This is a genomic window from Flavobacterium movens, assembly GCF_039581425.1.
Classification (GTDB): Bacteria; Bacteroidota; Bacteroidia; order Flavobacteriales; family Flavobacteriaceae; genus Flavobacterium; species Flavobacterium luteolum.
Genome location: NZ_JBCPXY010000005.1, coordinates 225005 through 246550, shown reverse-complemented (window position 1 = coordinate 246550; position 21546 = coordinate 225005). Strand labels below are relative to the sequence as shown.

General features: G+C 32.1%; 25 protein-coding genes. 11 read left to right on the top strand and 14 right to left on the bottom strand.

Translation table 11 applies throughout. The features are described 5' to 3' along the window. Positions 1–47: 47 nt before the first annotated feature. The 6 genes from tpiA to AAYQ05_RS11380 all read right to left on the bottom strand — a co-directional run bounded on the left by tpiA (position 48) and on the right by AAYQ05_RS11380 (position 4731). A complete protein-coding gene (tpiA, locus tag AAYQ05_RS11405; protein ID WP_343543421.1) occupies positions 48–800 on the bottom strand; it encodes a triose-phosphate isomerase in 753 nt (250 codons plus the stop codon). Positions 801–886: 86 nt separating this feature from the next. Further along, positions 887–1384: a TlpA family protein disulfide reductase gene (locus tag AAYQ05_RS11400; protein ID WP_343543420.1), complete on the bottom strand. Its 498-nt coding sequence runs from the start codon at positions 1382–1384 to the stop codon at positions 887–889. A 324-nt stretch (positions 1385–1708) separates the two neighbouring features. Further along, positions 1709–2368, bottom strand: a complete 660-nt coding sequence (locus tag AAYQ05_RS11395; protein WP_343543419.1) for an alpha/beta hydrolase — start codon at positions 2366–2368, stop codon at positions 1709–1711. A gap of 41 nt (positions 2369–2409) precedes the next feature. After that, positions 2410–2865, bottom strand: coding sequence for a hypothetical protein (locus AAYQ05_RS11390; RefSeq protein ID WP_343543418.1), 456 nt, complete (start codon positions 2863–2865; stop codon positions 2410–2412). Between the two features lie 137 nt (positions 2866–3002). After that, positions 3003–4103 carry a BT_3928 family protein gene (locus AAYQ05_RS11385; RefSeq protein ID WP_343543416.1) on the bottom strand — a complete coding sequence of 367 codons (1101 nt, stop codon included), beginning with the start codon at positions 4101–4103 and terminating at the stop codon, positions 3003–3005. 85 nt (positions 4104–4188) lie between these two features. After that, entirely contained in the window at positions 4189–4731 is a 543-nt protein-coding gene (locus AAYQ05_RS11380; protein WP_177210035.1) for a DUF1599 domain-containing protein, read from the bottom strand. Positions 4732–4878: 147 nt separating this feature from the next. Here AAYQ05_RS11380 and folP point away from each other — a divergent pair, with 147 nt between their 5' ends. Both folP and AAYQ05_RS11370 read left to right on the top strand, forming a co-directional pair. Then, the gene (gene folP, locus AAYQ05_RS11375) at positions 4879–5703 is read left to right on the top strand and encodes a dihydropteroate synthase (RefSeq protein WP_343543414.1); all 825 of its coding nucleotides are present in this window, start codon (positions 4879–4881) and stop codon (positions 5701–5703) included. Between the two features lie 139 nt (positions 5704–5842). Further along, positions 5843–6475, top strand: coding sequence for a hypothetical protein (locus AAYQ05_RS11370; RefSeq protein WP_343543413.1), 633 nt, complete (start codon positions 5843–5845; stop codon positions 6473–6475). A 28-nt stretch (positions 6476–6503) separates the two neighbouring features. On the opposite strand, the gene rlmH is transcribed toward AAYQ05_RS11370, so the two are convergent. The 7 genes from rlmH to AAYQ05_RS11335 all read right to left on the bottom strand — a co-directional run bounded on the left by rlmH (position 6504) and on the right by AAYQ05_RS11335 (position 12123). Next, positions 6504–6977: a 23S rRNA (pseudouridine(1915)-N(3))-methyltransferase RlmH gene (rlmH, locus tag AAYQ05_RS11365; RefSeq protein WP_035648259.1), complete on the bottom strand. Its 474-nt coding sequence runs from the start codon at positions 6975–6977 to the stop codon at positions 6504–6506. A gap of 142 nt (positions 6978–7119) precedes the next feature. Continuing rightward, positions 7120–7422 carry an antibiotic biosynthesis monooxygenase family protein gene (locus AAYQ05_RS11360; protein ID WP_343543410.1) on the bottom strand — a complete coding sequence of 101 codons (303 nt, stop codon included), beginning with the start codon at positions 7420–7422 and terminating at the stop codon, positions 7120–7122. 50 nt (positions 7423–7472) lie between these two features. Next, positions 7473–8885 (bottom strand): adenosine deaminase, encoded by a 1413-nt coding sequence (locus tag AAYQ05_RS11355; protein ID WP_343543408.1) that lies wholly within the window; start codon positions 8883–8885, stop codon positions 7473–7475. A gap of 249 nt (positions 8886–9134) precedes the next feature. Continuing rightward, positions 9135–9419 (bottom strand): GNAT family N-acetyltransferase, encoded by a 285-nt coding sequence (locus tag AAYQ05_RS11350; RefSeq protein WP_343543406.1) that lies wholly within the window; start codon positions 9417–9419, stop codon positions 9135–9137. A gap of 6 nt (positions 9420–9425) precedes the next feature. After that, positions 9426–9821, bottom strand: a complete 396-nt coding sequence (locus AAYQ05_RS11345) for an OsmC family protein (RefSeq protein WP_343543404.1) — start codon at positions 9819–9821, stop codon at positions 9426–9428. A gap of 3 nt (positions 9822–9824) precedes the next feature. Then, positions 9825–10706, bottom strand: coding sequence for a pirin family protein (locus tag AAYQ05_RS11340; RefSeq protein WP_343543402.1), 882 nt, complete (start codon positions 10704–10706; stop codon positions 9825–9827). Between the two features lie 316 nt (positions 10707–11022). Beyond that, positions 11023–12123, bottom strand: a complete 1101-nt coding sequence (locus tag AAYQ05_RS11335; protein ID WP_343543400.1) for a DNA alkylation repair protein — start codon at positions 12121–12123, stop codon at positions 11023–11025. A gap of 205 nt (positions 12124–12328) precedes the next feature. Between AAYQ05_RS11335 and nadC the strand changes: the two genes are divergently transcribed. The 5 genes from nadC to priA all read left to right on the top strand — a co-directional run bounded on the left by nadC (position 12329) and on the right by priA (position 17854). Beyond that, entirely contained in the window at positions 12329–13186 is an 858-nt protein-coding gene (gene nadC / locus AAYQ05_RS11330; protein WP_343543399.1) for a carboxylating nicotinate-nucleotide diphosphorylase, read from the top strand. A gap of 70 nt (positions 13187–13256) precedes the next feature. Further along, positions 13257–14180: a YihY/virulence factor BrkB family protein gene (locus AAYQ05_RS11325; protein WP_177210024.1), complete on the top strand. Its 924-nt coding sequence runs from the start codon at positions 13257–13259 to the stop codon at positions 14178–14180. Position 14181: 1 nt separating this feature from the next. Further along, positions 14182–14610: a DUF2147 domain-containing protein gene (locus AAYQ05_RS11320; RefSeq protein WP_177210023.1), complete on the top strand. Its 429-nt coding sequence runs from the start codon at positions 14182–14184 to the stop codon at positions 14608–14610. Positions 14611–14621: 11 nt separating this feature from the next. Further along, positions 14622–15380, top strand: coding sequence for a subclass B1 metallo-beta-lactamase (bla-B1-FLAV, locus tag AAYQ05_RS11315; RefSeq protein ID WP_343543397.1), 759 nt, complete (start codon positions 14622–14624; stop codon positions 15378–15380). Positions 15381–15403: 23 nt separating this feature from the next. Beyond that, entirely contained in the window at positions 15404–17854 is a 2451-nt protein-coding gene (priA, locus tag AAYQ05_RS11310) for a replication restart helicase PriA (RefSeq protein ID WP_343543395.1), read from the top strand. 11 nt (positions 17855–17865) lie between these two features. Here the strand turns inward: priA and AAYQ05_RS11305 are convergent, their stop codons facing one another. Then, on the bottom strand, positions 17866–18564 hold the full coding sequence (locus tag AAYQ05_RS11305; protein ID WP_008463025.1) for a LytR/AlgR family response regulator transcription factor: 699 nt from the start codon (positions 18562–18564) through the stop codon (positions 17866–17868). 177 nt (positions 18565–18741) lie between these two features. Here AAYQ05_RS11305 and rpsF point away from each other — a divergent pair, with 177 nt between their 5' ends. The 4 genes from rpsF to AAYQ05_RS11285 all read left to right on the top strand — a co-directional run bounded on the left by rpsF (position 18742) and on the right by AAYQ05_RS11285 (position 20484). Then, positions 18742–19083, top strand: coding sequence for a 30S ribosomal protein S6 (rpsF, locus tag AAYQ05_RS11300; RefSeq protein ID WP_068842999.1), 342 nt, complete (start codon positions 18742–18744; stop codon positions 19081–19083). Between the two features lie 5 nt (positions 19084–19088). Then, positions 19089–19385 carry a 30S ribosomal protein S18 gene (rpsR, locus tag AAYQ05_RS11295; RefSeq protein ID WP_002987043.1) on the top strand — a complete coding sequence of 99 codons (297 nt, stop codon included), beginning with the start codon at positions 19089–19091 and terminating at the stop codon, positions 19383–19385. A 65-nt stretch (positions 19386–19450) separates the two neighbouring features. Continuing rightward, complete coding sequence (gene rplI / locus AAYQ05_RS11290; RefSeq protein ID WP_177210020.1) at positions 19451–19891, top strand: 50S ribosomal protein L9; 441 nt, start codon at positions 19451–19453, stop codon at positions 19889–19891. 119 nt (positions 19892–20010) lie between these two features. Beyond that, positions 20011–20484: a DUF6495 family protein gene (locus AAYQ05_RS11285; protein WP_343543391.1), complete on the top strand. Its 474-nt coding sequence runs from the start codon at positions 20011–20013 to the stop codon at positions 20482–20484. Positions 20485–21546 lie beyond the last annotated feature (1062 nt).

Sequence of the window (21546 nt, the reverse complement as noted above, 5' to 3'; positions counted from 1 at the left end):
CGATGCATCGGGACGCTTTTTTTATATAGGGATTTCAAAATTTAAAATTAGATAGCGGTTACAATTGCTAGGAAATCGTCAGCTTTTAAAGCAGCACCTCCAATTAAACCACCGTCTACGTCTGGTTTAGAGAAGATTTCTTTAGCGTTTTCTGGTTTTACAGAACCACCGTATAAAATAGAAACTTCGTCAGCGATATCAGCTCCAAAAGCTTTACGGATAACTTCTCTGATAAATTCGTGCATTTCTTGAGCTTGTTCTGGTGAAGCAGTTTCTCCAGTTCCAATAGCCCAAACTGGTTCGTAAGCTAAAACAATTTTAGACCAAGATTCTTTTGCGATTTGAAAAACACCATCACGTAATTGATTCTCAACAATGTTAAAGTGATTTCCAGACTGACGATCTTTTAATTCTTCTCCAAAACAGAAGATTACTGTCATATCATGTTTTAAAGCTGTATCAACTTTATCTGCGATTAGAGCATCAGTTTCGTGGAAAATAGCTCTGCGCTCAGAGTGACCTAAGATTACTGTATTAACGCCAATGCTTGTTAACATATCTGCAGAAATTTCTCCTGTAAAAGCACCGCCTTCTGCTTGGTGAACGTTTTGAGCAGAAACTCCAATAGTTGTATTTTTCAACTTAGCAGCAGCAGCTTGTAAGTTTACAAAAGTTGGAGCTACAATTACTTGTGCATTTGTTTTTGCTGGAATTTTAGCAATTAATTCGTTTAATAACTCTTCAGTTTGTGCAGCATTTTTATGCATTTTCCAGTTTCCTGCAACAATCGATTTTCTCATTTTGGTAGTTTTATATTATTTTTTTTTGTTTTTTATTTTGAAAGAAGTCAAAATTTAAATTGAATTTTGATATTCTTATTGAAAGATTATTTCAATGATTGTAAAGTAGAATTAATTTTTTCGAAATCAGTTTCGATCGCTCTGTATAAAACAATTTTTCCTGTTTTGTCAACTACGATATATCTTGGAATCCAGTCCAAATCAATAGCTTTTCCGAAAAGACCTTTCATGCCATCGTTCATCATATAATGATCGCCTTTATTTAACTCATGTTTTTCGATTCCAGCTTTCCATTTATCAGCTGTTTTATCAGCTGAAACAAATAGGTAAGAAACATCAGGATTATTGGCTTGTAATTCTTTTAATTTTGGCATTGCTTTTACACAGTCACCACACCAAGAAGCCCAAACTTCGATAACCAAAGTTTTTCCTTTATATTTTTTTAAAATGTTTTTGAAAGTAACCTGACTTCCGTCAGTGGCTAGTAATTTCTCAGACAGAGCTTCTTTAGAAAAAGCAGTTTTCTGAGCTTGAGTGCATGAAAAAGAAATAAATGCAATTACGGCTAGGACTAATTGTTTCATATTTGATTAAAATTATTTTTTATTAGGGTACTGAATTCACAAAGTTAAACAAACAAATCGAATGCCAATTGCAGATTAACAAAATTTGAAGAGTCGTTTATTTTGTAACAAAACAACGTTTTTTGGTTGAAAAAAGTGTTTTGAAATCGTAATAGTAGAGATGAAAAAAGGTGTTTTTTTCTAGCGAAGATATTTTGCAAATAAAAAAATGATAAAAAATTTATTTTTAGAAAAAGATTTTAATCAAAAAAACGTCAGATTGCAATAAAGAAAGCCTTCAATAATTTTGATTTTATTGAAGGCTTTCTTTATATTTTCAAATACTTAATTTAATTCATAATTGCCATTTGCCCATTTTTTGCTTGGAGCAATCCAATTGTCTGTGGCTTTGTACAAAAAGCCATGTTTTAGGCCAGTATTCAATTCAATTTCCTTGAAATGATCTATTTTGCATTTAGAAGTTTCTTTTCTTTTAATAGCAGAAACTCCGTAAATATCTGATTTCTCATAAATAGTCAAAATATTTCCGCACCAATTAATATCTGTGATTTGTTGTATATCGGTGTCCATAAAACAACCTATAAAAACAAAATTCACATCTGGATTAGAAAGATAAGTTGAAACAAATTGAGCGATATAACCACCTTGGGACGTTCCGATTACTGTAATGTGATTTGGTGAAACGCCTTTCTTTATAAGACTTTTGATTTGCTTTGCCATCTTCTGGGCATATTCAGCAGAGTTTGTGTTTTTCTTTCTTTTTTCACTAAAAACAATAAAATTATCCTTTCTGAATGATTCTAATATTTCGTTATACTCGGCTTTTCCATATTCAGGATGAGCGACATTTAGATCGTTTTCTTGTACAAATTTGTTGTGAAAAAAGAAGATATAGCGTTGATTTTCATTTTTTGTTTGACCGAAACCCGCAATGCAAAATAAAATGGAGAACGTGAAAGTAAGTGTTTGAAAGAGTTTTTTCATGAGTAGATTATGTAGAATATAAAAATGGATTTAAATCGATTTTAGTTTTTTGTATCCATTAAAATTTTATAAATCCCAGTTGTTTTTTCTTCTTCATATTCAGCATTTTTAACTTCAAATGCCTTTTTTACGATACTACTGCATTGACTTCCTTTTACATTTTCTGTAACAACAAGTAATTCAAAAACAGGTTTGCCTCCAATATTTACAGCATAATTAAATGTTCCTGCTTCAAATGCTAATACTAACAAAGCACGATCTGAATTGTTGCTTTTCAGATAAGTGGTCTGAATTATCTTATTTTGATTTAAATCTGTTACTGTCACAGGTGTTTGCGGGGTAAAGGTGCCATTGTTAAACAAATTAGCTCCGGAATCTTTATCAACAAATTCGAAAGTAAGTCCAAAAGGTCCTGTTGAACAGTTTGTTTCAGCAGAATCACAGCCTGCAGCAAAAAATAAAACTAGAATAGCGGAAATCTTTAGCAATTTTTTCATGGTTAAAATAGTTTTTGGTTTGCTCAAATGTAGGATTATTATTCGTAATCTAAAAGTTAACTTTTAACAAGAATCCTAAAAATCAAAAGCGCCAGCAAACGTATTGTTTGCTGGCGCTTTTGATTTTTTTTGAAGTATTACAATTTCAAATCATCAACATCATTGTAATGTACTTTTTGAGCGATAGTTCCGTCATGAACCACAACAATGCTTGGATTGGCTCTTTCAACCGTTTTTAAAGCTGTTCCATCGCAGAAATAGAAATCAATATCTAAAGCGTAATCTTTTTTAGCTTTAGCAATTTCGTCAGCTCCAGAAGCGGTCATCCCAATTACTTTGTAGCCTTTTGCTTTTGCATCTGCAGTAACTTTAGCTAATTTTTTCATTCCTTCAGGATTTGACAAATTCAAATCGTAAGTTACATAGATTAGTAATTTTGGTTCCTTTAATAATTCTTCTTTATAGTCAGAATCATCTTTTGTCATCGTAAAATCATGAATTGGCGGAACATATCCCTCAGAAATTACTTTGTCTTTTCTGTCAACAAATACAGCGCCTTCGGGAATATTCATTAAATCCTTTTCTGTAAATTCTTTGTCAACGCCATTTACTTTATAGATAAAAATCATTTCTACAACCGATTTTGGGGCACCTTCTGGAATTTCCATTCCTTTCTCGATGTTTGTTCCTACTTTATATGGGCGGAAATCTTTGATTGGGTTATGATTGATAACCCAAACAGCCATAAATACACATAAAATAATGCTGATTAAAGTAATAATATTGGTAACCAATTTTGAAAATAAAGGTTTTACCAATTTTTTATTGATGAATAAAATCAAGATAAAGAATAATAAAACAACGTCTTTTGTGAATGATTGCCAAGGCGTTAAGTGTAAAGCGTCTCCAAAACAGCCACAATCTTTTACGACATCAAAATAAGCAGAGTAGAAAGTAAGGAATGTAAAGAAAACGATTAGCAATAATAAAGCCCAGATTGTTAGTTTTGATTTGTAGCCAACCAAAAGCATTACACCTAAAACTACTTCTAAAATCACTAAAAAGATCGCTAATCCTAAAGCCAATGGTTCTAAGAAAGGCATATTGAAAACAGGCTCACTAAAATATTCAGCTAGTTTATAAGAGAAACCAATAGGGTCGTTTAGTTTTATTAATCCAGAAATAATAAATAAGACGCCGACAAATAATCGGGAGAATTGGGTAATGATGTTTTTCATAAAAATAATGATTTTAAAATTCCAAAACTAAAATTCCAAATTCCAACTTTTCGATAAAATTTTGGGATTTTTTAAAATTGAAATTTTATTTATTTATAGGGTTTAAGATTAAAGCAAAAACAGAATAATTAATCATATCCTGATAATTGGCATCGATTCCTTCAGAGACGATTGTTTTTCCTTTATTGTCTTCAATTTGTTTAACGCGGAGTAGTTTTTGAAGAATCAAATCTGTTAAAGAGCTAACGCGCATATCACGCCAAGCTTCGCCATAATCGTGGTTTTTGGCTTCCATTAATTCTTTTGTCAATTTTACTTTAGCATCGTATAATTCAGTTGCTTTTTCAACATCAAGATCCGGCTGATCCACAACGCCCAACTCTAACTGAATTAAAGCCATGATAGAATAATTGATGATTCCGATAAATTCTCCTTTTTCATCCTCATCGACTTTACGGACTTCATTTTCCTGTAAACTTCTGATTCGTTGTGCTTTTATAAAAATTTGATCAGTCAGCGATGGCAATCTTAAAATTCTCCATGCACTGCCGTAATCTTTCATTTTATTGATAAACAAAGTGCGACAAACCGCTATAACATTATCAAATTCTTGGGAAGTATTCTTCATTTATATGCTGTATATTTGCTAAAATTTCTTCAAAAATAAGGATAATTTTTTAAGAGTTTCAAGTTTAAGGTTCGCTTTGTTTCAAGTTTTTTCTAAACAAAGTGTTAATGCAGAACTTGGAACTTGGAACCTGAAACAAAATAAACAATGACAATTAACTGCAAAGGTGAACTTATAGATTTATCGATTCCTAAAGTAATGGGGATTCTAAACGTTACACCAAATTCTTTCTTTGACGGAGGAAAATATAAAAACGAAGACGAAATTATTTCGCAAGTAGATAAAATGCTTTCTGAAGGTGCAACATTCATTGATATTGGAGCATATTCTAGCAAACCAAGTGCAGAATTTGTAACGGAACAAGAAGAAATTGACCGAATTGTTCCTGCAATTGAATTGATTTTAAAGCATTTTCCAGAAGCTTTATTATCAATTGATACTTTTAGAGCTGAGGTTGCAAAAGCAAGTATAGAAAGTGGTGCTGCAATTATTAATGATATTGCTTCGGGAGAACTAGATGATAAAATGTTTGATGTTATTGCGCATTACAACGTTCCGTACATTATGATGCATATGCGAGGAAATCCGCAGACGATGCAGAGTTTGACGCAATATGACGATATTATTAAAGAAATGCTTTCCTATTTTTCTGAAAAAGTGAAAAAAGCAAGAGCATTAGGCATCAACGACTTGATTTTAGATCCAGGTTTTGGTTTTGCTAAAACAACCGATCAGAATTATGAAGTAATGCAGAAAATGGAACTTTTTAATTTGTTAGAATTGCCTGTTTTGGTAGGAATTTCAAGAAAATCGATGATTTATAAAACGCTTGATATTACACCACAAGAAGCTTTAAACGGAACAACTTTCTTAAATACTATTGCTTTGACAAAAGGAGCAAAAATTCTTCGTGTTCATGACGTGAAAGAAGCTGTGGAATGTGTTACTTTGTTTAATAAAATGAGTTTATAAATCGCCAGTTTTGTCATTTCGATGAAGGAGAAATCTTCGTTGCTATATTGACAAAGAATGGATTCTTGTTACGGAGTTACTTGCGAAGATTTCTCCTTAGTCGAAATGACAAACTTTGTGTAAAATGAATTTTAAAAATATGAAATACTTTACCCTAATTGTAGCTTTCCTACTTTTCTCCTGCGGAAAAAAAGAAGACGTTTTACTGCCAAAATCAAATGTTTCAATTGTAAAAGATGTACAAGATCATTCGCCGATTTACATCTTTTTTAAAGTCGAAGGAAAAGATACAATTGCCGATTTAAATCGGAAAAGTGCCATAATTTCAACCAATTGGATTTTAAATATAGACAAACGTCTTCCATTGAAATTAGTGATTCCGCAAGTAATGAAAATGCAGGAAAAAAAGCGTAACGAGAAAATGCACCAGAATGAAGAATCTGAAAACTATTATTCTTATGCAGATTCTATTGGAAAGAATTTAACTTTTCTTCCTTTCACGAAAGTGTTCTATAAAATGGAGAAACCTACTGCAGGAAGTTTTGTGGTTTACTTTAGTAAAGGAAAGAAACGAGTTTTTATGGGAAATCAGGAAATAAAAATATCAGAAATATTAAAGCATTTTTATAGTATAAAGTTTGATAAAGTGCCAGATTTGGTATTTTTATTTGATAAGAATATGAGTTATGAAGAATACATTCAATATAAAATTCTACTGCAAAAAGATGTGACTTACAATCTTGATGTACTTCCAGTAGAATTCATTTTCTAACCTGAAACCTGAAACTTGAAACAAAACCTTATTGGTGATGATAAGGTTCGTTGCGTAAAATGGTAAATCCGCGGTATAATTGTTCGATAAAAAATAAACGAACCATTTGGTGTGAAAATGTCATTAGCGAAAGCGAGACTTTTCCCTGGGCTTTTTTATAAACCGTTTCAGAAAATCCGTAAGGACCACCAATTACGAAAACTAAAGTTTTAACTCCAGAATTCATTTTCTTCTGTAATTCTTCAGAAAAACCAACGCTTGAGAATGTTTTTCCGTTTTCATCCAATAAAATTAACTGATCGGTTGCTGAAAGTTTAGAAAGAATCAATTCGCCTTCTTTTTCTTTCTGCTGACTTTCAGATAAGTTTTTTACGTTTTTGATATCGGGAATAATTTCCAAATCAAATTTGATGTAAAATGACAGGCGTTTGGTGTAATCGTCTATCAAAGTCTGAAGCGATTTATTATCTGTTTTGCCTATTGCTATAAGTTTGATGTTCATTGGTTAAGTTTTTTTGCCACGAATTGCATTAATTCGCACGAATTTATTTTTTTGCCACAGATTAAAAGGATTTTCACAGATTATTTAAAGGGAAATAAAAAATCCTTTTTAATCATTTTAATCTGTGGCAAAATGAAAAACTTTATTTTTTATTCTCAAAAACGGTTTCAAAATGTTCTACAATTGGAAACGATTCGTAATAATGATGTAAAATCTTTTTCCATTCTAAATAAGCTTCAGAAGTTCTAAAGCCTACTGTATGATCTTCTAATGTATTCCAATCGACCAACAAAAGATATTTATGTTCAATTTCAAGACATTTCTCTAATCGATGCCCTAAATAACCATCAATTGAAGAAATGTATTGACCTGCCTTTGCAAAATCAGCTTCAAATTGATTGGCTAAGTCTGGTTTTACGTAAAGAAATGCTGCTTCTAATATCATAGTTTACTGTTATCAAACCCGACAGGTTTTTAAAACCTGTCGGATTTCGTTTAGTTGTTAAACTTCGCTTCAAAAGTTTTAAAACGGTTATCTAGATCTTTGATTAATTGCTTTTTTACCGAAGCATCTTGAATAAAACTGTAATTGATGCTGTTGTAAACGTATTTTTTAATTGTTTCATAATTTACATCAGGATATCTTTTTGCCAGTAAAACATATTGCTCTGTCATATTACTTCTCAAAATTCCTGCATCGTCTGTGCTAATCACAATTGGAACATTAAATTCTTTATAAAGTGTAAACGGATGTCTGTTTTCTTTTACTTTTAAGATGAATTCGTTGCTCGTTAAATTGATTTCAACTGGAATATTGTTTTTAGACATATATTTTAATAAATCATACGAATTGGCTTCATAAGCAATATCAACTCCGTGACCAATTCTATTTGCGCCTGCAACATAAATCGCATCGTTGATGTGCCAGGTCAATTCTTCTGGCTGCACTAAACCTAAAGTCAATTCGCCTGCATGAAGCGTATATTTTACATCAGGAAATTTATCGTGGCAGTATTTAAACATCACCATGTGTAACCAGTAATCTTTCATAGAAGTTTGTCCGTGTTCTGGAGAAACGATATTTACACCTGCTGTTAGTTTACTTTCGCTTGACGAAATAAAAGCAATCACCAAATTTTTGAATAAATCTACTGGATCCATAAAACGAAGTACAAAGTTTTGATAACGCATTGTAAAACGTTCGTCGTCCATTTTTAAATCTTTATGCAATTTGGCTATGAAATTATTGTTGAAATCTTCAGCATATTTTTTTGCATCTTTTTTCTGAAGCGATTTATACAATTCATCCAAAAGTTTCAAAACTGCTTTTTCATCTTTTTGTTCTGAAGCTTGGCGAAGTTTAGTATTGAAATCAGCTAAATCTGAAACATTCATATCACAAGGAATTGTAGATAATTGTGTTTCAATGTAAGTTACATTTTCTGCAATGGCGCGTTTCTTTAATTCTAGCATTCCTTCTGCAAAATGACCTTGAATAGTAGGCTCAAATTTCATAAAAGAATCAAAAAACTGATCGTCAGAAGGAACCGACCCGTTATAATCTTTTACCGACCAAGTCTGCATGATCTGCTGTTCGTAATACTCTAATTTTCCTTTATTTTTAAGAGATGAAAAGTTTTCCCAGTTTCCGTTTGCAGGTTTGGTTTTAGAAACTGCCATTGTTTCAAGATTCAAATAAAAGTCTTCTGCAATAGCTCTTTCCAAAAGAGGTTCTGCATAAACTGATCCTGAAAAATGGTGGTGTAAATCGCCTCCTTTAGGCATTTGTTGAAAGAAAGCTGTTAAGAGAGCTTCATTATTTCTGATTTTTTCTAAATAACTCTCAGCCGATTGAGAAAAGCCGATTTGTGCTATGAAAAAACAGAAAAGCGTAATTATTCTTGTCATACTCTAAGATTAAATTACGCGCAAATATACGAGTTTTCGGAGAAATTTGAAAATTTGTTTTTTGTTGTGGTGAGTTTTACCGCAAAGAGCGCAAGGTTTTCTGATATACTAAACCTAATATAAACGCAAAGTCCGCAAAGTTTTGTGTTAAAAAACTTTGCGAACCTTACGTAATTCTTCGCTCCCGATAGCTATCGGGATTGCGGTTAAAAAAAACTTAGAACCTTAGCATCTCAGAGTCTTAGAAACTCAAGAAAAAAGTACATCATGTATTTCAGGAAGTTTATCAAAAACGCTTTTTGCGAAAGGGCAAAGTGGAATAATTTTTAAGTTGTTATTTCTCGCATATTCTACGGCGGCCATAACCAGTTTTTTGCCGACACCTTTTCCGTTAAAATCAGGGCTTACTTCGGTATGGTCAATGATGAATTTTGAATCTCCTGCCCAAGTGTAGGTCATTTTTCCAGCTTCCTTTCCGTCTTCGATGGCTTCAAAATAGCCTTTTCTTATATCGTTTATTTGTTGAATTTCCATATTGTTTTATACTAAAGAAGTTTCTATTTTAATTGTGTTTATAAGTGTTTTATGGACAGGACAGCTGTTAGCAATTTTCAAAATTCGCTGTTTCTGAGCATCGTCTACATTTCCGGTAATTAAAATTTTGGTCGAAAATAAAGAAACAGTATGTTCTTCATTCTTTTCAAAATCCACCCAAATTGTAAGTTCTGAAACATCCCAAGCTTTGCGGTCAATGTACATTCTTAATGTAATTAAAGTGCAGGAAGCAAGAGAGGAAGCCAAAAGCTCAAACGGACTAAATCCTAAATTTTTTCCGCCCACATCTTGCGGTTCGTCAGCAATTAGAATATTCCCTGTTTTAGAAGTTATTTCTGTGCGATATTTTCGTGTGTCTATTGTTGCTTTTACAGTATCCATAAGTTATTTAATTCTTGGTTCTGGTAATGGAACAAATTCTGTTTCTCCTGGAACTTTTAGAAAAGTTTGGTTTGTCCAGTCAGTTTTTGCTTTTTCGATGAGGTTTTTGTCTGATGAAACAAAGTTCCAAAAGATAAAATGCTCTTCAGGAAAAGGTTCTCCTCCAAAAATATAAACTGTTGAGTTTTCAGCAATTTCAAATTCACAAAGAGAAGCTTCGGTTGTAATTAAAATTTGTCTTGGATCGTATGTATGTTCGCCATTTTTAATGCTTCCATCTAAAATATACAATCCGCTTTCTCCGAACAAATGATGTCCGATATTAATTTTCTTAGCTTCTTTGCTTTTAATTTCAATAAAATATAATGGACTGTAAACAGGAACAGGTGATTTTCTGCCAAATGCTTCGCCAGCAATTAATTTGTATGAAACGCCATCTTCTTCCCAAGCTGGAATGTCATCTGCTTCAACATGTGTGAAATTAGGCTCCATTTGTTCCAATTCTTTCGGGAGCGCCACCCAAATCTGCAATCCGTGAAGCATTTTATCTGAATGTCTTAAATATTCTGGAGTTCTTTCGGAATGAACGATTCCTTTTCCAGCCGTCATCCAGTTTACTGCTCCCGGTTTTATTTCTAATTCTGTTCCTAAACTATCGCGATGCATAATGCTTCCTTCAAACAAAAATGTCAAAGTAGAAAGTCCGATATGCGGATGCGGAGGAACATCCATATTTTCATGATCACTTAAATGTGCGGGTCCCATATGATCGATAAAGACAAATGGTCCAACTGCTCTTTTTTCGCGGAAAGGCAATAAACGGCCTACCATAAAATTGCCAATATTGGCAGCGCGTTCTTCGATAATTAAACTAATATTTGACATGTGGTATTTTTTATTTGAAAACAAAATTACGGTGGTGATAGAAATCTGTAACTTAATTTAGATTAAGAAAAGTTGTTTTTGATTTTTTTTGAATTATAAAAGTAAGGAAAAACGTTGGTTAAGTTTTTAGTTGATGATTAAATTTAGTTTTAAAAAGTCCCAGAGGGACGAAATATTTGTAGAATAATAAGGTTGCCACAACGACAAAGCCCCAGCGGGGCGAAATAAATATGCCGCTCCGCTGGAGCTCTTTTGTGGAAGATGACGATATTAGACTATAAATATTCTGCTCCGCTGGAGCATTAAAATGGGAGCATTAATCAATCAATTCAAACTCCAAAACTTCACTCTCAGTTCCATTAATAATAATCGATAATTGATGAATTCCAGTATGAAAAACTCGCGTTGTGATGACTTTAAAAGACTGGTTTCTCTCAATCTTAGTTAATTGATTCGGTTGAAAAATTTTCTCACTGATTTTGAATACTTTTTTAGCCAAATGTCCTTTTGCTTTTTTATAATGGACAGCATATTCTAAACGAACTGTTTTTGGGGCTTCGTTTTTATTATTCAAGTGAAAATGAAACTGAAGATAATCTCCAATTTTTACAGTTGGCGTTTTGATTTCGAAAGACGAAAGTTCAATATTTGTGCTTTCTAAACCATAATGGCTTAAAATTTCAGGATGTCCTTGTTTCAGTAAAGTTCGGCTTCCATGTTTAATAATTCCGTCTGTTTCTTTGCTGTGGCCTTTCCACATTGAAGCAATTTCTAATACAATCTGCGGATTATCTTTAGCAATATCATTTAAATTATTGGCTACGCTTCTTCGGACGTATTCTGAAGGATCGTTTTTTAAGTTCTCTAAAATAGGAAGAATAGGAGAAGGGTCTTTCTTCAAAAACGGAATTGCCATTGCCCACGGTAATCTCGGTCGTGAACCTTCACTTGCCAATCTGCGAACGTGATGATTTTCGTGTAAGGACCATTTTATCATTTCGTCAATCATTCTTTCTTTATATTTTAAAATGAAAGGACGAACTGCAAATTCGCAACTTATAAATTGTGTGATAGAAACAAAGGCTTTTACAGATGTTTCAAAATCGTCTAAACCGTAATTTTCAATATAATCGGCAAAAAAAATGAAAGCCAAATTGCCATCAGTAAAACTATTTTTCTTTAAATTTTCGATGATTTTATCAATTAAAGCAACGGCTTCAGGAAAATTTTGTGGCATAAACTGATGCAAAACCACTGTTGTGTGCTTCATTCTTTCTTTCCATTCTTTTTGAGCAAAATTGCCTTCGTAAATTGCTTCAATGAATTTCTCTTTTTTGAATGATGGATGCGCTCCGGCGACAGCCTGACCAAATTTTTCGTAAAAAGAAACCGAGTAAATATCTTTAATTAATCCCATAAATTTTGCTTGATTGAACTCCAAAGATATTTAATTGATCTCTTATTAAGAGATTAAGTATTGTTAAGAATTGTAACTTTATTTTTGTGAATATCCTAATGTTTAAAAAAGAGATATTTGATGTTTTATCTAATTTTTCATGTTGTTAGAACTTTCAAATCCATAAAATATATCCTAATTTAGCATTATTATTAAAAACAGAAAAATGATAAGCGAAGCTCAATTTCAAGCAGAATTACAACTTTTAATCAGTAATGCCATTAGAGAAGATGTAGGACCAGGCGATTATAGTTCGCTAGCATGTATTCCAGATACTGCCCATGGTAAGGCAAAACTATTAGTAAAAGATCAGGGAATCATTGCTGGAGTTGAACTTGCTAAAATGATATTTGAACATGTTGACCCAAAATTAAAAGTAAAAACATTTATTGAAGATGGGACACGTGTTGAATATGGCGAAATTGTTTTTGAAGTTTCAGGAAGCTCTCAATCTATTTTAAAAGCCGAAAGAGTGGTTTTAAATACCATGCAGAGAATGTCGGCGATTGCTACTAAAACAAACCATTTAATGCAGCTTCTAGAAGGAACAAACGCTAAAATACTAGACACTCGTAAAACGACTCCAAATTTTAGAGTTGCTGAGAAATGGGCTGTAAAAATTGGTGGTGGCGAAAATCATCGTTATGCTTTGTATGATATGATTATGCTGAAAGACAATCATATTGATTTTGCTGGGGGAATCACGCGCGCTATTTCTAAAACAAAGGAATATTTAAAGGAAAATAATCTAGATCTTAAAATTATTGTTGAAGCCCGCAATTTAGATGAAATCAGAGAAATTTTATTGAGCGACGGAGTTCATAGAATCCTGATAGACAACTTTAATTATGAAGATACCAAAACGGCAGTAAATTTGATTGGTTCAAAATGTCAAACTGAATCTTCTGGAAATATCAGCGAAAAAACAGTTCGTGAATATGCTTTATGTGGTGTAAATTATATTTCGTCAGGTGCTTTAACGCATTCTGTTTACAATATGGATTTGAGTTTGAAAGCTTTTTAATGGAGTTATGGTTTTTGTAAATCTAAAATCTCCCGATAGCTATCGGGACTAAAATCTAAAATCAAAAAATATGTCGCAAGAGATAGAAGATCGGATTGAGAAACTGCCTGTGGTGCGGTCATTAGCCCGACTTTTGAAGAAAATTAAACTGCCTTGGCTAGAGGGATTTTCATTGTATGATTTGTTGGAAATGTACACCATAGGAATTGTTGATGGTGCTTTTTCATATCATGCAAGTGCGGTTTCGTTTAGCTTTTTCATGGCTTTGTTTCCTTTTGCGCTATTTATTTTAAACTTGATTCCGTTTATTCCGATAGATAATTTTCAGGAAGATTTTTTGCAGTTCGTACAGCAGAGTGTTCCTCCAAATACGTTTGATGCAATCAGCAAAATTATCAGCGATATTTTAAATAATAGTCATTCGGGTTTGCTTTCGTCTGGATTTTTTCTTTCGATTTTTTTAATGGCAAATGGAATTAATGGCATTCTAAGCGGTTTTGAATCTTCTAAACATGTCTTTGATAAAAGAGGTTTTTTCAAGCAATATTTAGTTGCGTTGGCGATATCTATTGTGATGACTATTATTTTGTTTGTAACAGTCGCAACAATTGTAGTCTTTGAGGTTTTTATTCAAAAAACAATTATTCAGGATGTACTGAGTGATCGAATTCCGCTTATTATTTTAGGGCGTTATTTGTTTGTTGTTTTAATGATCTTGATAACATCTTCAATATTATTGCGTTATGGTACAAAACAGTATAATAAAGTTCCTTTTATAAGCATTGGTTCTGTTTTTACCACAATCTTAATTGTTATATCTTCGTTCTTTTTTGGGATTTGGGTTATAAAATTTTCAAAATACAACGAACTTTATGGTTCAATTGGAACATTATTAATTCTAATGTTTTATATTTGGATAAACTGTATGATTCTGCTTTTAGGGTTCGAATTGAATGCTTCTATCAGAAAATTAAAACAAAAAAAAGAAAAATAATATGAAAAACTTGATGCTAACTATCGGAGTGTTCTTCTTTGCCCTAACCATGCAAAGTCAAAGTGTAATTGGAAAATGGAAAACAATTGACGATGAAACGGGTGAAGCAAAATCTATAGTAGAAATTTACGAAAAATCTGGAAAAATTTATGGAAAGATTGTAGATATACTTCGCGAAGGCCACAAAAAAGATGTTTGTGTAAAATGTGATGGTGCTGAAAAAAACAAACCGATTTTAGGAATGGTTATTATAAACGGACTTAAAAAAGATGGTTCTGAATATAACGGAGGAACAATCTTAGATCCTACAAGCGGTAAAAAATACAAATGTTATGTTACTTTAGAATCTGCAGATAAATTGAAACTTCGTGGTTATGTTGGAATTTCTTTAATGGGAAGAACACAATACTGGACGAGAATAAAAAATTAATTAATATTTAAATGCGAAAATTAGCTTCGATAGTTTTATTCTTAGCAGTAGTTTCAAACAGCTTTGGACAATCTAAGAATTCGCCATTACAAATAAGTCATCTAACAGGTGACTTTTATGTTTATAAAACATTTCATGATTACAATGGAACGTTGATTTCTGCCAATGCTATGTATCTAGTTACAGATAAAGGTGTTGTGCTTTTTGATGCACCTTGGGATAAAACACAGTTTCAGCCTTTATTGGATAGTATAAAAATAAAACACAATAAAGAAGTTGTAATGCTTTTTGGCACACATTCTCATGAAGATCGTGCAGGCGGATTTGATTTTTACAGAAAAAAAGGAATCAAAACCTATTCAATTAAATTGACAGATGATATTCTGAAAGAAAAGAATGAGCCAAGAGCTGAATTTATAATTCCAAATGATACCACTTTTGCGCTTGGGCAGTATAAATTTGAAGTATATTATCCAGGCAAAGGGCATGCGCCAGACAATATTGTAGCATGGTTTGCTAAAGATAAAATTCTTTATGGCGGATGTTTTATAAAAAGTGAAGAAGCAAAAGATTTGGGATATTTAGGAGATGCAGATGTTAAAGAATGGGAGAAATCAATAAAAAAGGTTCAGTCGAAATTTAAAAACCCAAAATACGTTATTCCCGGACATGATGGCGGAACAACGAATAAATCTATAAATCATACTTTGGAGCTGGTGAAGGAATATAATCTTTCAAAAAATGCTTCTCTTAAAACCGGTCAGAAATAATTACTGACTTATAAAAATTTTTCATGTATTTCATCGAAGTTATTTTACCACTTTCCTTAGCAAAGACTTTTACTTATAGTATTTCTGAGGCCGAATATCATTTCATTAAAAAAGGAATGCGTGTTGCGGTGCCTTTTGGTAAAAATAAAATATATACGGGGCTTGTTTTGGATGTTCATGAAAATGCTCCGACATTATATGAAGCAAAAGAAATCCATCAGATTTTAGATGAAAAACCAATCGCAACCGAAATTCAGATTAAACACTGGCTTTGGATTGCAGATTATTATATGTGCGGCATTGGTGATGTGTATCGCGGAGCATTTCCTAGTGGATTATTGCTGGAAAGTGAAACGATTATTTCGCATAAACCCGATGTTGTGGTAAACGACAGCGAACTTTCTGACGATGAGTTTTTGATTTATGAAGCATTGCATCATCAGAGTTCATTAAAGGTTCAGGAAATTGCTTCGATTTTAAATAAAAAAAATATACTTCCGATTTTGCAAAAACTGATTGCGAAAGATATTATATTTTTAGAGGAAGAAATAAAAGAAACGTACAAGCCAAAGTTGGTTCGTTATGTTAAACTGCATTCAAAATATGAATCGGATAGTGGTTTGGAAGAATTGCTGGCAGCATTAAAAAATGCCAACAAGCAAAGGGAAATTGTTTTGGCTTATTTTCAGATTAGTGCTTCAGAAAAAAAGCCTATTACAGTAAAAAAACTTACAGAAGTTTCAAATGCAGGTTCGGCAGCTGTAAAGTCTTTAGTTGAAAAGGAAATATTTGAAGAGTATTATTTACAGCAGGATCGTATTATATTTAATGGTGAAAAATCAGAAAAAGAATTACAGCTGAGTGAAGCTCAAGAAAATGCTTTTTCTGGAATAAAGAATAGTTTTTCAGAAAAAGAAGTGTGTCTGCTTCACGGGGTAACTTCGAGCGGAAAAACGGAAATTTATATAAAGCTGATTGAAGAGTATTTGGAAACAGGAAAGCAGGTTTTGTATCTGTTGCCAGAAATAGCGCTTACGACACAGCTGGTTACTAGATTGCGCCTTCATTTTGGCGATAGAGTTGCAGTTTTTCATTCAAAATACAGTAATAATGAAAGAGTTGAGGTTTGGAGGCAAACGCTTGAAAATTCACCGAAAGCTCAAATTGTAATAGGAGCGAGGTCGGCTTTGTTCTTGCCTTTTAATGACCTAGGATTATTAATTGTTGACGAAGAACATGAGCAGACTTTTAAGCAGACTGATCCAGCGCCAAGATATCATGCAAGAGATGCCGCAATAGTTTTGGCTAATTTTCATAAAGCTAAAGTATTATTAGGTTCTGCAACACCTAGCATTGAAACCTATTTTAATACGCAAAATAATAAATACGGATTGGTAACTCTTTCTGAACGTTACAAAAATGTCCGTTTGCCTGAAGTGGTTTTAGTTGATATAAAAGACAAGCATTTCAGAAAAAGAATGACAGGACATTTTAGTGATCTTCTAATTGAAGAAATTACCGAGTCATTGTCATTGGGCGAGCAGGTTATTTTATTCCAAAATAGGAGAGGATATTCGCCTATAATTGAATGTTTAACCTGTGGTCACGTTCCGCATTGCCAACAGTGCGATGTGAGTTTAACTTATCATAAGCATAAAAATCAGCTTCGTTGCCATTATTGTGGCTATTCGATTGCAAAGCCTACTAATTGCCATAGCTGTTCAAGTATAGATTTAACTACAAAAGGTTTTGGTACGGAACAAATAGAGCAGGAATTAACTTCTCTTTTTCCTAAAGCGAAAACAGCCAGAATGGATCAAGATACTACGCGAGGCAAATTTGGTTTTGAAAAGATAATAGATGCGTTTAAAAATCGTGAAATTGATATTTTGGTCGGTACACAAATGCTAGCCAAAGGACTTGATTTTGATAATGTGGGCTTGGTTGGAATTATGAATGCTGACAATATGCTTCATCATCCCGATTTTAGGGCTTTTGAGCGAAGTTTTCAAATGATGACACAAGTCGCAGGAAGAGCAGGAAGATCGGAAAAACAAGGGAAAGTGGTTATTCAGACTTACAATCCGAATCATAATACAATTCAGCAAGTTACAAACCATAATTATATAGGTATGTATAAAGAGCAGTTGTATGACAGGTTAATCTATAAATATCCGCCCTATTTTAGAATCATAAAGCTTACTTTAAAGCACAAAGATTTTGATAAACTAAAAGAAGGAGCGATGTGGCTGTATCAGGTTTTGAATCAAAATCTAGGAATACCAGTTTTAGGTCCGGAAGAACCTGCAATAAGCAGAATACGAAATGAATATATTAGGACTATATTAATTAAGATTCCGCAAAATCTTCATTTAGGGAATACAAAAAAAACTATCCAGAAAATGCTGAATAGTTTTGAAGCTGTGGCTCAATATAGAGCTATAAAAGTTGTGATTAATGTAGATTTCTACTAAGACGAGCTAAATTAAGAAGAAGTTGAAAGTGCTTTTACAAGATCTTCTTTTTTATTGCGGCTTAAAGGTATTTTGGTGATGCCTATTTCGGCAAATTTACTATTGAAACGTTCAACTTTATCGATATTGATAATATATGATTTGTGGACACGGATAAACTTGTCTTTCGATAAATCATTTTCAAAAGATTTCATAGTTGAAAGAACCAGATTACTATCGTCTTCAGTTACTACTCTTACATAATCTCCAAAAGCTTCAATCCATTTTATTTTTGAAGTAAAGATTTTAAGTTTTTTTAGATTACTTTTGATGAATATATGTTCTCCTTCTTCTTCTTTGATATCTTTTTTAAGCAAATGCATATCAATTGCCCTTTTTACAGAGGCGTTAAAACGATCCACTGCAATAGGCTTTTGAAGATAGTCGGTAGCATCATAGTCGAAAGCTTTTAAAGCATATTCGGCTTTAGAAGTGATAAATATAATCTGCGGTTTTGATTTTAATCCGTCTAGAAAATCAAAGCCGTTAATAACTGGCATTTCTATATCAAGAAATATTAAATCGATATTATTTAATGAGATACAACTTTTTGCTTCAATTGCATTAGAAAAATCCCCGATTAAATGCAAGCCTGGGTGATTATTTACCAATTTGGCAATAATTGTCCTTTGTATAGAACTATCATCTACAACAACACAGTTTAGTTTCATAACATTTAAATTTAGAATAAATTCAGGATAGCAGTAGTAAATGTATTATTTTTTTGTAAAAAAAACTAAAGTTGAGGCATCTTTTTTGCATTATGACGAATAAAAGAAAAAAACTGTTGCATATATAAATTAAATGCTTACTTTTGCACCCAATTTTAACAAATAAATTTTTTATTTATGAATCATTATGAAACTGTTTTCATTTTAAATCCCGTTTTATCTGAGGTTCAGGTGAAGGAAACAGTAACGAAATTTGAAGAATTTCTTACTAGTAGAGGAGCTGAAATGGTATCGAAAGAGGATTGGGGTCTTAAAAAAATGGCTTACGAAATCCAAAACAAAAAAAGTGGTTTTTATCACTTATTCGAATTCAAAGTAGCTGGAGAAGTTCTTTTAGCTTTTGAAACTGAATTCAGACGTGATGAAAGAGTTATGCGTTTCTTAACTGTAAGTTTAGATAAACATGCTATTTCATGGGCTGAGAGAAGAAGAGCAAAATTAAAATCTACTAAAGCGTAATTATTATGTCTACAATCGAGCAATCTGCAAAAGGAAAAAAAGACGGAGATATCAGATATTTAACGCCTTTAAACATTGAAACTAACAAAACTAAAAAGTATTGCCGTTTCAAAAAATCAGGAATCAAATACATCGATTATAAAGATGCTGATTTCTTATTGAAATTCGTTAACGAGCAAGGAAAAATTCTTCCTCGTCGTTTAACTGGAACTTCATTAAAATACCAAAGAAAAGTTTCTGTAGCTGTAAAAAGAGCTCGTCACTTAGCTTTAATGCCATACGTGGCCGATTTATTAAAATAGTATAAAAATCTAGTCGCTGGTTTCTGTTCAAGCAGAACCTAACTTCTAAAAATAAGGACAACAACATGGAAATTATTTTAAAACAAGACGTACAAAACTTAGGATTTAAAGATGATGTAGTATCTGTAAAGCCTGGTTACGGTCGTAACTTTTTAATTCCTCAAGGTTTTGCTACTTTAGCAACTCCTTCTGCTAAAAAAGTTTTAGCTGAAAACCTAAAACAAAGAGCACACAAAGAAGCTAAAGTTGTTGCTGATGCTAAATCATTGGCTGAAGCAATTAAAGCTCTTGAAATTAAAATTTCTGCAAAAGCTGGTGGAGAAAAACTTTTTGGTTCTATCACAAACATCGACATTGCTGAAGCTTTAGAAAAATCTGGAAACGCTATCGACAGAAAATTCATCACTAGTGGTATTGTAAAACGTACTGGAAAATACAGTGCAAGTATCCGTTTACACAGAGATGTAATTGTTGAGTTACCATACGAAATTGTTGCTGAAAAGTAATAGTTTTTAAATCTATACTAAAATCCCGATGCAAATCGGGATTTTTTTGTTTAATATAGAAAGAATAGTTAATAATTAGACTTATAGCTATAAAGCTATAGTATAAAGCCTAAAATGAAATGAAATACGCAAGATTAACAAAAGAACAATTTGATGAATTACATGCTGAATTTGCAAGTTTTTTGGCTACACAAGCTATAGATAGAAAAGAGTGGGAGGAGCTTAAAGTTAATAAACCAGAAGTAGCAGAACAGGAGCTTGACGTCTTTTCAGATTTAATTTGGGAAGGTGTATTGACTAGAGCAGAATATTTAGAGCATTTTTCTAGAAACCATATATTTTTATTTCATTGTTTTGATACTTACATCCAATCGATTGTTTTGAAATCTCTTTCTTCAGATGTTGATTTTTTGACAAAAGAAGGACTGCAATGGTTAAGCGATAATATGTTTACCGACAATATTGAAATGAAAGTAGGGAAAAAAGTATTTACAGAAGAACGTAATTCTTCGATTTTTGAGTTGATTAAACAAGGGGCTTTTTTAAGTGATGGTCAATTATTTAGTCAAATTAATACAATTATAGAATCGTAATTTAGTTTTAATAACTTTTTAAGATGGCAAGCAATTAATAATAATTGTTTGCCATTTTTTGTTTTTTAACTTTTGTTTAATTTTTTTATAAATTTTAACCCCGTATTTCTACGCGTTTTTTTTGAATCTTTCAAAGAATTCGAAAATTTATGCTTGTTTGAAAAACAACAGATGTATTTGGTCTGCATTACGGATAATTTTGTCGATAAAATTGTGCTTATTGTAAGATTATACTTTATTTAAATCGATTTAACATATTTTGTTTAATATTTTGTTTAATTAATAAAAGGAGACAAAATTATGTTAAATGTAGCGTTTTTTCTACTGTTTTAGGAGGCCTGTAATTTTAAGACAGGAGATTTAAGATTAAATTATAAGAATTTTAGGCTTGTTTTATGTTTTTGTTTTTTCTAATTTTAGGTAACAAAAGTTAAACAAAGTTTTGCTTTTGTTTTTTCTAAACATGAGGGGTAAATTATTTTTCCCGAAAAGTTGAGATTGAAATTCAAAAAAATTAAATAATAACTTAATAAGTCTGTGTATGGAATTGACAATTACTTTCTTTATCAAATTTACTTTAGTTGTTTACTTTGTTTTAGCTTTATATGTTATCCTATTAAGCTTACTTCATCTCAACGAAATTTTTAATCGTTATACGATATTTAATTTTTTTTCAAAAGGTTTACATTTTAGTTTGCTCTCTTATAGCTGCCCCATTTTGCGGGCTGATTATAAGGAGCAATAATTTTATTGGATATAAAGAGATTCCTGTTAGCTTTTATAGCTAGATAATTTAGAATGCCTAATCAACTTTCTAATGAACGAATCGACATATATATAGAATCCCCATTCTACTTTAAACTAAAATTTTCATTATGAAAATTAGGCCTGCAACAAATCACTCCTCTTGGAAAATTGACTACAATCAGTTTTCCTCAAAAAAAACGGAATTTATTTTATCTCTTGGAGATAGAATAAGTTCACCGGTATATTTCGATGTACCGAATTCAACATAATTTTTTTTACTAAAACAGAATTTAGTGGCTTTTTTATAAGTCACTA

Coding starts and splice junctions, on each gene's coding strand:
- AAYQ05_RS11285 (WP_343543391.1), top strand. CDS start 20,011: ATGAAATACGCAAGATTAACAAAAGAACAATTTGATGAATTACATGCT.
- AAYQ05_RS11400 (WP_343543420.1), bottom strand. CDS start 1,384: ATGAAACAATTAGTCCTAGCCGTAATTGCATTTATTTCTTTTTCATGC.
- rpsR (WP_002987043.1), top strand. CDS start 19,089: ATGTCTACAATCGAGCAATCTGCAAAAGGAAAAAAAGACGGAGATATC.
- tpiA (WP_343543421.1), bottom strand. CDS start 800: ATGAGAAAATCGATTGTTGCAGGAAACTGGAAAATGCATAAAAATGCT.
- rpsF (WP_068842999.1), top strand. CDS start 18,742: ATGAATCATTATGAAACTGTTTTCATTTTAAATCCCGTTTTATCTGAG.
- AAYQ05_RS11325 (WP_177210024.1), top strand. CDS start 13,257: ATGTCGCAAGAGATAGAAGATCGGATTGAGAAACTGCCTGTGGTGCGG.
- AAYQ05_RS11345 (WP_343543404.1), bottom strand. CDS start 9,821: ATGGATACTGTAAAAGCAACAATAGACACACGAAAATATCGCACAGAA.
- AAYQ05_RS11395 (WP_343543419.1), bottom strand. CDS start 2,368: ATGAAAAAACTCTTTCAAACACTTACTTTCACGTTCTCCATTTTATTT.
- AAYQ05_RS11320 (WP_177210023.1), top strand. CDS start 14,182: ATGAAAAACTTGATGCTAACTATCGGAGTGTTCTTCTTTGCCCTAACC.
- folP (WP_343543414.1), top strand. CDS start 4,879: ATGACAATTAACTGCAAAGGTGAACTTATAGATTTATCGATTCCTAAA.
- priA (WP_343543395.1), top strand. CDS start 15,404: ATGTATTTCATCGAAGTTATTTTACCACTTTCCTTAGCAAAGACTTTT.
- AAYQ05_RS11340 (WP_343543402.1), bottom strand. CDS start 10,706: ATGTCAAATATTAGTTTAATTATCGAAGAACGCGCTGCCAATATTGGC.
- AAYQ05_RS11390 (WP_343543418.1), bottom strand. CDS start 2,865: ATGAAAAAATTGCTAAAGATTTCCGCTATTCTAGTTTTATTTTTTGCT.
- AAYQ05_RS11350 (WP_343543406.1), bottom strand. CDS start 9,419: ATGGAAATTCAACAAATAAACGATATAAGAAAAGGCTATTTTGAAGCC.
- AAYQ05_RS11355 (WP_343543408.1), bottom strand. CDS start 8,885: ATGACAAGAATAATTACGCTTTTCTGTTTTTTCATAGCACAAATCGGC.
- rlmH (WP_035648259.1), bottom strand. CDS start 6,977: ATGAACATCAAACTTATAGCAATAGGCAAAACAGATAATAAATCGCTT.
- AAYQ05_RS11385 (WP_343543416.1), bottom strand. CDS start 4,103: ATGAAAAACATCATTACCCAATTCTCCCGATTATTTGTCGGCGTCTTA.
- rplI (WP_177210020.1), top strand. CDS start 19,451: ATGGAAATTATTTTAAAACAAGACGTACAAAACTTAGGATTTAAAGAT.
- AAYQ05_RS11380 (WP_177210035.1), bottom strand. CDS start 4,731: ATGAAGAATACTTCCCAAGAATTTGATAATGTTATAGCGGTTTGTCGC.
- AAYQ05_RS11335 (WP_343543400.1), bottom strand. CDS start 12,123: ATGGGATTAATTAAAGATATTTACTCGGTTTCTTTTTACGAAAAATTT.
- AAYQ05_RS11305 (WP_008463025.1), bottom strand. CDS start 18,564: ATGAAACTAAACTGTGTTGTTGTAGATGATAGTTCTATACAAAGGACA.
- nadC (WP_343543399.1), top strand. CDS start 12,329: ATGATAAGCGAAGCTCAATTTCAAGCAGAATTACAACTTTTAATCAGT.
- AAYQ05_RS11360 (WP_343543410.1), bottom strand. CDS start 7,422: ATGATATTAGAAGCAGCATTTCTTTACGTAAAACCAGACTTAGCCAAT.
- bla-B1-FLAV (WP_343543397.1), top strand. CDS start 14,622: ATGCGAAAATTAGCTTCGATAGTTTTATTCTTAGCAGTAGTTTCAAAC.
- AAYQ05_RS11370 (WP_343543413.1), top strand. CDS start 5,843: ATGAAATACTTTACCCTAATTGTAGCTTTCCTACTTTTCTCCTGCGGA.